At 63.8% G+C, this 9,996-nt stretch carries 12 protein-coding genes; all 12 read right to left on the bottom strand.

What is annotated here, in order from left to right; genetic code table 11:
• A partial coding sequence (locus J0I64_RS05370) for a hypothetical protein (RefSeq protein ID WP_291406580.1) occupies positions 1-307 on the bottom strand: 307 nt, incomplete at its 3' end.
• An 89-nt stretch (positions 308-396) separates the two neighbouring features.
• Positions 397-1,788: a S41 family peptidase gene (locus J0I64_RS05375; RefSeq protein ID WP_291406581.1), complete on the bottom strand. Its 1,392-nt coding sequence runs from the start codon at positions 1,786-1,788 to the stop codon at positions 397-399.
• A gap of 6 nt (positions 1,789-1,794) precedes the next feature.
• Positions 1,795-3,210: a peptidoglycan DD-metalloendopeptidase family protein gene (locus tag J0I64_RS05380; RefSeq protein WP_291406582.1), complete on the bottom strand. Its 1,416-nt coding sequence runs from the start codon at positions 3,208-3,210 to the stop codon at positions 1,795-1,797.
• A 156-nt stretch (positions 3,211-3,366) separates the two neighbouring features.
• On the bottom strand, positions 3,367-3,849 hold the full coding sequence (gene rlmH, locus J0I64_RS05385; protein ID WP_291406583.1) for a 23S rRNA (pseudouridine(1915)-N(3))-methyltransferase RlmH: 483 nt from the start codon (positions 3,847-3,849) through the stop codon (positions 3,367-3,369).
• Positions 3,850-3,937: 88 nt separating this feature from the next.
• Entirely contained in the window at positions 3,938-4,330 is a 393-nt protein-coding gene (rsfS, locus tag J0I64_RS05390) for a ribosome silencing factor (RefSeq protein WP_291406584.1), read from the bottom strand.
• Between the two features lie 175 nt (positions 4,331-4,505).
• Positions 4,506-5,147 (bottom strand): nicotinate-nucleotide adenylyltransferase, encoded by a 642-nt coding sequence (locus tag J0I64_RS05395; protein ID WP_366933695.1) that lies wholly within the window; start codon positions 5,145-5,147, stop codon positions 4,506-4,508.
• Between the two features lie 67 nt (positions 5,148-5,214).
• The gene (locus J0I64_RS05400; protein ID WP_291406585.1) at positions 5,215-6,498 is read right to left on the bottom strand and encodes a glutamate-5-semialdehyde dehydrogenase; all 1,284 of its coding nucleotides are present in this window, start codon (positions 6,496-6,498) and stop codon (positions 5,215-5,217) included.
• The gene (gene proB, locus J0I64_RS05405; RefSeq protein WP_291406586.1) at positions 6,495-7,634 is read right to left on the bottom strand and encodes a glutamate 5-kinase; all 1,140 of its coding nucleotides are present in this window, start codon (positions 7,632-7,634) and stop codon (positions 6,495-6,497) included. The genes J0I64_RS05400 and proB overlap by 4 nt, the downstream gene beginning before the upstream one ends.
• Complete coding sequence (obgE, locus tag J0I64_RS05410) at positions 7,634-8,677, bottom strand: GTPase ObgE (RefSeq protein ID WP_291406587.1); 1,044 nt, start codon at positions 8,675-8,677, stop codon at positions 7,634-7,636. The genes proB and obgE overlap by 1 nt, the downstream gene beginning before the upstream one ends.
• Positions 8,674-9,213: a GNAT family N-acetyltransferase gene (locus tag J0I64_RS05415; RefSeq protein WP_291406588.1), complete on the bottom strand. Its 540-nt coding sequence runs from the start codon at positions 9,211-9,213 to the stop codon at positions 8,674-8,676. Before J0I64_RS05415 ends, obgE begins: the two co-directional genes overlap by 4 nt.
• A 16-nt stretch (positions 9,214-9,229) precedes the next feature.
• Positions 9,230-9,757 (bottom strand): GNAT family N-acetyltransferase, encoded by a 528-nt coding sequence (locus J0I64_RS05420; protein ID WP_291406589.1) that lies wholly within the window; start codon positions 9,755-9,757, stop codon positions 9,230-9,232.
• Positions 9,754-9,996 (bottom strand): GNAT family N-acetyltransferase (locus J0I64_RS05425; protein ID WP_291406590.1); only part of this gene is annotated, 243 nt, incomplete at its 5' end. The genes J0I64_RS05425 and J0I64_RS05420, both read right to left, overlap by 4 nt.

Genomic DNA, 9,996 nt, shown 5'->3' on the forward strand with positions numbered 1-9,996 from the left:
CGGCCTCCGGCGCGCCGGCCGTATGCCCCCCGGCCGGGTATTGCTGGGGATCGGCGGTGATGGTTGCCGGGCCCGAGGCCACCGTATCGGCAACGCTGTTGCCGACCTGGGTATTGACGATGCCGGCTTCAAGGCTCGGACGGCCGCCCATGGGATCGTCGACCAGCATGAGGCGGGCAACGGTCCCGACGGCGATCACGGCGATGAGGCCAAAGAGGATCCTGGCCACGGGCAGGTGCGGGCGGCCCAAGGCATTCTTGAGGCGCTGTCTGCGACCGGTCAGTGGCGTGCTCAGATCGTTGGCCATCGGTAGTCCGGCTTTGCCCAGTGGGGGATGAATTTCGGGACGCCGCAGCGAATCACGCCGCTGCGTCCCAGTTTAGCATGGCCGGGCCGTTACTCGGCCTTCGGCGGGTAGGCTGGGTTGGTCTCTTCGCCGTTGATCAGCTTGATCGCATATTGCAGCTGCGCATCGTCAGCGGCTTCCGCTGGCACATAGACCGAGGAACCCACTGTGCTTTCGGCCTGACCTTCGATGGTGATGTGGCCGGCAAGGCCGGCTTCACCGACGATCTCGTCACGACCCTGAAACTCGGCCGGGACCACCTGGCGGATCTCGATATCGGGCGTGATGCCGAGAGCCTGGATGGAGCGGTTGTCCGGGGTGTAGTAGCGAGCCGTGGTCAGGCGCATGGCGCCATCGGGGCCAAGCGAGATGATCGACTGCACCGAACCCTTGCCGAAGGAACGGGTGCCAACCAGGGTTGCACGCTTGTGGTCCTGAAGGGCACCGGCGACGATTTCGGAAGCCGAAGCCGAGCCGCCATTGATCAGCACCACCAGCGGCACATCCTTGAGCTGTTCGTCGAGCGCATCGGGCTGGGCATCATAGCGGGCGCTTTCCTGCTCGGTGCGGCCACGGGTCAGAACCACGGCGCCCTGCTTGAGGAAGGCGTCGGCAACATAGACCGCCTGGTCGACGAGACCACCCGGATTGTTGCGGAGGTCGAGGATGATACCCTTTGGCGCCTTGCCATCGCGCTGTGCGTAAATGTCCTTCACGGCATTTTCGATACCGATATAGGCCTGGGCCGAGAAGCGCGAGAGACGCAGCACGGCGACATCGCCATCCATGGTCCAGCGCACGGCGCGCATGGCAATGGTAGCGCGCGTGAGCTTGAACTCGAGCGGCTTGTCGACGCCTTCGCGGGCGACGGTGATCGTGATCTCGGTGCCCACCCGGCCACGCATCTTGTCGACCGCCTGGTCGAGCGTCAGGCCCTGAATGGCCGTGCCGTCGATCTCGACGATGAAGTCATTGGCCAGAATGCCGGCGCGGGCGGCCGGGGTGTCGTCGATCGGCGAGATAACCTTGACGATGCCATCTTCCATGGTGACTTCGATGCCGAGGCCGCCGAATTCGCCCGAAGTGTCCTGACGAAACACATCGGCGTCCTGCGGCGGCAGGTAGCCCGAATGCGGATCGAGCGAAGAAAGCATGCCCTGAATAGCGGCGCGGATCAGTTCCTGCTCATCCGGCGGATCGACATATTCGGCGCGGATGCGGTCAAAGATTTCGCCGAAGAGATTGAGATCGGCATAGATCTCCATCGGGTCGCGCGGCTCTTTCTTGAGCTGCTCGGGCGTGGGCTCGGGCTGTTCGCCGCTGGGGTTGGTCTGATCCACCGGGGCCTCGGGGGCCGGAGGCTGATCCTGTGCCATCAGCCCCACGGCCGGCAGAAGCAGCGCCACACCGAGAACGGCGGCGCGAAGGGTGGTCAAGCGCATGGATTACTATCCCGTCTGTTCGTTCTGAGCCCACCAGCTTTCCGGGTCGATCGGCTCGTTGTTCTGTCGCAATTCTATATAAAGGGTCGGCTGGGCGTTGCCAGCATTGGTCGTTACCGTCCGCCCAATTGTGCGTGATCCCATCTGGCCCAGCGGTTCGCCCATGAGGACAAACTGGCCGATATCGACCGAGATGGTTTCCAGCCCTGCCAGCAGGGCGGTGTAGCCCTGTCCGGTATTGAGAATGAGGATCTGGCCATAATTGAGGTAGGGGCCCTTGTAGAGCACCCAGCCATCGGCCGGGGCCACCACCTGCGCTTCGGCGCGGGTGACGATCGACTGCCCCTGGGAAATGCCGCCAAAGCCATCGCCAGCGCCAAACTGCACCACGGTGACGCCATTGGCGGGCTGGGAGAGATAGCCGCGCGCCAGGGGGAAGGGCACGGCCGGTTCGGTGCGCGCCGCATTGGCAAAGGCCAGTTTCACCGCCTCGGGCGAAAGCTGCGGCAGGTCGGGGTGGGCCGGTGTCGGCGATTGGGTCTGGTTGGCGCGCGCCGAAAGCGCGTCGCTCAGCTCGCGCAGCGAGCTGGCGCGTTCGGCCAGTTCCACGGCCGCCTGTTCTTCGGTCGAAAGCTGTGCGCCGACCTGCTCGATGCCCTGCTTGCGCGCGGCAATGAGGGTCGCGATCCGCAACTGCTCTTCCTCGAGCACGGCATAATTGGCCTTGAGCGTCTGCTCCTCGGCCAGCGCCTGCTCCTTGATGGTCATCAATTGCTTGAGGTCGGTGCTGACCGTGTCGGCGCGGGCCCGCAATTGCGGCACGATCGCCGCGATCAGCATGGCGCCACGGGCTGAACCCAATGCGTCGCTGGGGTCGACGATCAGTGCCGGGGGGGGATTGAGCGAAATGCGCTCGAGCGCCGCCAGCACATTGGCGATTTCGGCATCGGCGCCATCGAGTCGCCCGCGCACATCGAGTTCCTGCACGATGAGGTTGGAAAGACGCTCTTCAACGTCGGTGACTTCGATCTCGGCAAGTTTCACCCGCTGCCCGGCGGCAATCAGAGCCGCGTTCTGGCGGGTGCGGTCGCCTTCCATCTCGGCGATTTCGGCCTTGAGCGCGTCGATGCGCTCCCGGCTGAGCTGCAGCGAGGCCTCAACCTCTGCCAGGTCCGCCGCGCGGGTCGTCGTCGCATCGGCGGGTTCGGCCGGCGGGGTTGCGCCATCGGCCGGTGTTTCGGCCGGCTGGGCGGTTGCGGGCGTTTCGCCGGCGGGGGGCAGGCGCGAAGGTTCGAGCGGGGCCAGGGGCGCGGGCGTCGTGGGCGGCGTCTCGGTCTGGGCAAGAAGAGGCAAGGCGAGGCTGCCGGCAAGCAGAATGCCGCCGAGCGTCGCTCTGACGATACTGTCCGGACGAACCGGCATGGAAACTCCTGGCCTCAGCGGCTTGCCCGCAGGGCGCACCGAATCACTCCGGGCGAGATTAGCAAAGGGTGAGAAAACCGCAGGTTAACGATGCTTAACCATAAGCCCCATCCGTCGCGCGCTGCCTAGGCGCGAGACATGCTGAAATTATGGCGCTCAATCGCCGCGATGATAGGGGTGGCCCGACAGAATGGTGGTCGCCCGGTAGAGCTGTTCGGCCAGCATGATGCGGACCAGTTGGTGCGGCCAGACCATGGGCGAAAAGCTCAGCGACAGGTCGGCGCTTTTCACAAAATCCGGATCGATGCCATCGGCCCCGCCAATAACAAAAGAGACCGCCGGCCGGCCCTCGTCGCGCCAGCGTCCCAAAAGGTTGGCAAAGGGTTCGGAACCGATGGATTTGCCGCGCTCGTCGAGCATCACCAGAATGCCTTCGGGCAGGGCGGCGCGCAGGCCCTTGGCCTCCTCGACCTTGCGGGCAGCGGCCGAGCCGGCCCGGGATTCATTGAGTTCGGAAACGTCAAAGCCCGTCAGCGCCAAGGGCTTGCCGCTGGCGCTGGCGCGATCGAGATAGCGGGAAACCAGTTCGCGCTCGGGGCCGGATTTCATCCGGCCCACTGCCGCAATGGCTATGCGCATGATCTATCCTCGTGCGCCGGCGCGGCAAAACCTTGGCCGGCGCTAAAAGACCGATTCAAGGTTTTGGAAAACCTTGAATCGGCTGAGCTCAGTGGGCGTCGGCGGAAAAGTCCGCCTGCCACATCTTCTCGATATTGTAGAATTCACGCACTTCCGGGCGGAAGATATGGACGATCACGTCGCCGGTATCGACCAGCACCCAGTCGCAATGGGGCAGGCCCTCGACGCGGGGCTTGCCAAAGCCATTGTCACGCAACGCCCGGATGATCTGGTCCGCCACGGCGCCCACATGGCGCTGGGAACGGCCCGAGGTCACGATCATGTGGTCGGCCAGCGAAGATTTGCCGGTGATATCGACCGATACGGTCTCTTCAGCCTTGGCATCTTCGAGCGTGTTGAGAATGAGTTCGACGGCCGCCTCGACCGATGGCACAGCCGGCGTTGCGGGGGTGGAAACAGTGTTTGTGGGCAGCGCGGCCATCAGAAATGGCCTTCCGCCCATGCGCAAGCATGGGTCATGCGTTGGGTCAGCATCCTTGGTTGTTGATCGGAATATTGCGGCGTCTTGGCAAACGGCAAGCCGTCAGTTCCTGTTCCGAGACAGCGATCATTTTGCCCTATATGCGCGTTTCCGGCGAATTTCGCAAGATGACTGCTCATTTAGCCGCGTCAGCACGCCGCCTGGCGCGAATCTCGCTTGAGGAAAGGTGCGATTGGCGGCCGTGGAGATAGACCCAGGCCGGGGCATGAAGACCGGCGAGGATCGGGGCGTCCTCCTGGTCGATCTGCGCGTGGTCGAGGGCTAGTGCTGCCCGAGAGGCCAGCGCCCGGTTGGATGAGCCCGGTCGTGCATAGACGGCGATCGGCAGGGTGTTCGCGATGTCCTGCCAGCGCTCCCAGCGATGGAAATCGGCAAGGCTATCCGCGCCCATGATCCAGACGAAACGCCGATCCGCCAGCGAGTGCCTCAGAAAACGCACGGTCTGCCAGGTGTACCTAAACCCCTTTTGCGCCTCAAAGCCGGTGACGCGGATGCGCGGATTGGTGATGAGCGCCCGTGCTGCCCGAACCCGGTCGGCGAGCGGGGCCAGTTCCGAGTGGTTTTTCAGCGGATTTCCGGGGGTCACCAGCACCCAGAGCGCGTCCAGTTCCAGCCGGCGCAAGGTCTCTTCCATCACCAGCACATGACCGGCATGGATGGGATTGAAACTGCCCCCGAAAAGCCCAATGCGCATGCCGCTGCCTGAAGGCGGCAGATCGGTTATGCCGGGAATACGGACGGAGTAGCGCAGGGTCACCCTTACCTCTCCCCCTGGGGGAGAGGGTGCCGGACCCGAAACGCAGCGGGTTCAAAGTCCATTGGCATCAGGGTCGGAGCTGCCCGTTGCCGCGAACGCGGTATTTGAAAGAGGTCAATTGCTCGACCCCCACCGGCCCGCGCGCATGCATTTTGCCCGTCGCAATGCCGATCTCGCCGCCAAAGCCGAATTCGCCGCCATCGGCAAACTGGGTGGACGCATTGTGGACGAGGATGGCGCTGTCGATCTCGTTGAAGAATTTTTCGACGGCCGCCGGGTCTTCGGCAATGATCGCCTCGGTGTGGTGGCTCGAATACTTTTCGATATGGGCAATCGCCGCATCGACGCTGTCGACCACCTTTACCGAGATGATCGCATCCTCGTATTCGGTCTTCCAATCCTCTTCGGTCGCCGGCTTTGCTTCCGCGATCAGTGATTGGACCGTCGCATCGCCTCGGATTTCACAGCCTTTTGCTACCAGCGCATCGATGATGGGCTTGAGATGGGTGGACACCACGTCCTTGTGGACGAGCAGCGTTTCTGCTGCCCCGCAAATGCCGGTGCGGCGCATCTTGGCGTTGAGCGTGATGGACACGGCTTTGTCGAGATCGGCCGAGCGGTCGATATAGACGTGTACGAGGCCTTCGAGATGGGCAAAGACCGGCACCCGCGCTTCTGATTGCACCCGCGCCACCAGCGACTTGCCGCCGCGCGGGACGATGACGTCGATGGTGCCGCCGAGCCCGCCCAGCAGTTCGCCCACGGCCGAGCGATCGGTGGTCGGCACCAGCTGCACGCCGTCTTCCGGCAGGCCGGCCAGTTTCAGGCCCAGCCGCAGGCAATCGACCAGCGCGCGCGAGGAATGCACGCTGTCGCTGCCGCCGCGGAGGATGACCGCATTGCCCGATTTGAGGCACAACGCCCCGGCATCCGCCGTCACGTTCGGCCGGCTTTCATAGATGACGCCGATGACGCCGAGCGGCGTTCGGACGCGCTCGATATGAAGGCCATTGGGCCGGTCCCATTCGGAAATGATAGCGCCGACGGGATCGGGCAGTTCGGCAATGGTGCGCAGCGCATCGATAATGCCGTCGAGCCGCGCATCGGTCAGCAGCAGCCGATCCTGAAACGCCTTGGTCATGCCCTTGGCTTCGGCATTTTCCATGTCGACGGCGTTGGCGGCCAGAATGTCCGCCTTGTGAGTGCGCACGGCCTCGGCCGCCCCGATCAGCGCTGCATATTTGCGTTCGGCACTCGCCGTCGCGAGTTTGCTCGCTGCGGCCCGCGCCTTGCGGCCAAGTTCAAGCATCATGGCGGGAATATCGTTGGAGGCGACTTCGGCAAGGCTCATTGACTTATCTCCTCGGCGGCCGCCGTCAGCACCAGATTATCGCGATGGATCATCGCCGCGCGATTTCCAGAGCCCAGAAGTTCGATCACCACATCGCTGCGCTTGCCGATGATCAGCCGCGCGTCGTCGCTGTCAAAGCCCACGAGGCCGCGCGCAATTTCGCGGCCATCGGGGTCGGTAATGGCAACCGTATCACCGCGTTCGAATTCGCCCGTCACCTTGGTCACGCCGATCGGCAGCAGCGAGCGGCCCTGCTTCAGCGCACCGGTCGCGCCGGCATCGACCTGCAGCGTGCCAGCCACGGTCAGCGTCCCCATGATCCAGCGTTTCCGCGCCTGGGCGCGGGACCGGGCAGGGTGGAAGAGGGTATGGCGCCCGCCTTCGGTCAGCATTTTCAGCGGATGGTTTTCCGTGCCCTTGGCGATCACCATGGCCGTGCCGGCCAGCGTCGCGATCTTGCCGGCCTCGACCTTGGTGGTCATGCCGCCGCGCGACAGGTGGCTCGCGGCGCCCCCCGCCATGGCCTCAATGGCCGGCGTAATGCTTTCGACCACCGGAATATGCTGGGCATTGGGGTCTTTCGCCGGCGGCGCCGTATAGAGCCCATCAATGTCCGAGAGCAGCACGAGGCAATCGGCCTCGATCATGGTCGCGACGCGTGCCGAAAGGCGATCATTGTCGCCATAGCGGATTTCCGCCGTCGCCACGCTGTCATTCTCGTTAAAAATCGGAATGGCCCCGAGGCCGAGCAGCGTCGTCACCGTGGTCCGCGCGTTGAGATAATAGCGGCGCTCTTCGGTGATGTTGGGGGTGATCAGAATCTGCCCCGTGACGATATTGTGCCGCGCCAGCGCCTCGGCCCAGGCCTGCGACAGGGCAATCTGCCCCGCGCTCGCCGCCGCCTGCGACTGCTCCAGCGTCAGCGACACGGCGGACAGCCCCAAGAGCCCGCGCCCCAGCGCAATGGCGCCCGAGGAGACGACGACGATGTCGCGTCCCTCGGCCTTGAGCGCTGCAATATCCTCGGCGAGATCGTCGAGCCATGCCTTGCGCAGTTTACCAGCCTTGTCGACCAGCAGCGCCGAACCGATCTTGATGGTAATGCGCCGATAGGGCGCCAGCGCATTGGCTGACATCAGGGGGTCCACTTCTCTTCGGTCTTGGGCGCGAGGACCTTTTCTTCTTCGGCGCGGCTCTCGTCGATCACCGCGAGCACGTCGAACAGCACCTGTTCGACACCCTGACCCGTGGCGCCGGAGATGGTGTGTACCTCGGCCTTGCTCGCCTTCTTCAGCGCCTTGACCTTGGCCTTGAGCTCGTCGGGCGTCAGCGCGTCGATCTTGTTGAGCACGACGATTTCGGGCTTTTCGGCCAGCACATCGGCATAGGCGCCGAGTTCATAGCGCACGGCCTTATAGACATGCGCCACGTCTTCATTGGTGCCGTCGATCAGGTGAATGAGCACGCCGCAACGCTCGATATGGCCCAGGAAACGGTCGCCGATACCAATGCCTTCACTCGCGCCTTCGATCAGCCCCGGAATGTCGGCCAGGACGAATTCGCGCTCGCCAGCCCGCACCACGCCCAGGTTCGGGTGTAGCGTCGTAAAGGGATAGTCGGCAATTTTCGGCTTTGCCGCCGACACAGCCGCCAGAAAAGTCGACTTGCCGGCATTGGGCTGGCCGACGAGACCCGCGTCCGCGATCAGCTTCAAACGCAGCCAGATGCCCTTTTCGAGGCCCGGCTGACCGGGATTGGCATGGCGCGGCGCCTGGTTGGAGCTGGTCTTGAAATAGGCATTGCCGAACCCGCCATTGCCGCCCTTGAGCAGCACGACGCGCTGGCCGATCTCGGTGAAGTCGGCGATCAGGGTTTCCTGGTCTTCCTCAAAAATCTGCGTACCCTTGGGCACGCGCAGCACAATGTCCTCGCCATTGGCGCCGGCGCGGTTCTTGCCCATGCCATGGGTGCCGGTGGGCGCGCGGAAGTGCTGCTGATAGCGGAAGTCGATCAGCGTGTTGAGGCCCTCGGCGCAAACCGCCACGACGTCGCCGCCGCGTCCGCCATTGCCGCCATCGGGGCCACCGAATTCGATGAATTTTTCACGGTGGAAGCTGACGGCCCCGCCGCCACCATCACCGGATTTGATATAGACCTTGGCCTGATCGAGAAATTTCATGTGCGTCGTGCCTTCCAGACGCCAAGCGTCAATTGTGTGTCGATATGCTCCACCTCGGCGTCGCGCGCAAGGCAGAGCAACGAGCTTCGTCCCGATTGGGTAAAGCCGAGCTTCTCCTGAATGGCCAGGGAAGCGTGATTGAAGTGAAAGACGCCGGAATAGACGACCGGCGCCCCGGTGGTGGCAAAGAACCAGTCGAGACAGGCAATCGCCGCCTCGGTCATCACCCCTTGCCCCCAAAAAGGCCTGCCGAGCCAATAGCCGATCACCGGTCCATCCGGACCGGGATGAAAGCCGATATGGCCGGCATAGCCCTCGTTCTTGATCTCGATGGTGAAATTGGCGTCGTCCGCATCGACATCGCTATGCCTTGTGCGCAGCCACGCCCGGGCATCGGAGAGCAGATAGGGAAACGGCACCCGCGCGAGATTGCCCGACACCTCGAAGTCATTGAGATAGCGCGCAATAAACTCGGCATCCCCGGCGCGCGGCGCGCGCAGGATCAGCCTTTCGGTCTCGATGATGGGCAGCATCATCGGCGGCACCCGCTCGTTACGCGCATAGATCGTTCCTTCTCGCCCGCCAGTCGGTCCGGCTGAGCGCCGTCGTCACATGCTCGACATTATGCTGCAGCGCCTGGGAGAAACGCATCTCCTTTCCGGTCGCCACGAAGCCGAGCTTGGCCTTGAGTTTTAGGGAGGCGGCATTGTTGTGGTGGGCGCTTGAGCGAATGGCGTCCGCTCCGGTGCCGTCAAAATGCCAGTCGATCAGCGCTGAAGCTGCCTCCAGCCCATAGCCCCTGTGCCAGTGCGGCCGGGAAATCCAGAAGCCGAGTTCGGTAACGAGCGTCACGCAGCCGATCAGCCCCTTGGTCGGATGCTCGATGATGAAGAAGGATTTTTCCGGCGTCGGCGCGGGCGCCGCGCGCAGGAATTCCTGAGCCATGGAAAGCGTATAGGGCCAGGGCACGGGCGTCAGCCACCTGGCCACGGCAAATTCGCTGATGCCTAAAGCATAGCAGGGCGCGTCCTCTGGCCGCGGCGCCCGCAGGATCAGTCTTTCGGTGACAAGCTCGGTCATCTCTCGCCAAACTCCAACCGCATGAGCATGACGGCCTGGCCTTTGAGCGTGCCGTCCTTGTCCGTGCTTTCACCGATCTCGGCAAAACCGAGCTTTTTCAAGACATTGCGCGAGCCGGAATTGGCAAGCAGGGCGCGCGATCGGAGGGCCACCGCCCCGGCCGCTCGCGCGGCGTCGACCACGGCGTGCCCGGCCTCGGTCGCAATCCCCTGGCCCCAGTGGGGTTCGCCGAGCCAATA

Origin of the sequence: Devosia sp., from assembly GCF_017307565.1 — a bacterium.
In the GTDB taxonomy this organism is placed as follows: Bacteria; Pseudomonadota; Alphaproteobacteria; order Rhizobiales; family Devosiaceae; genus Devosia.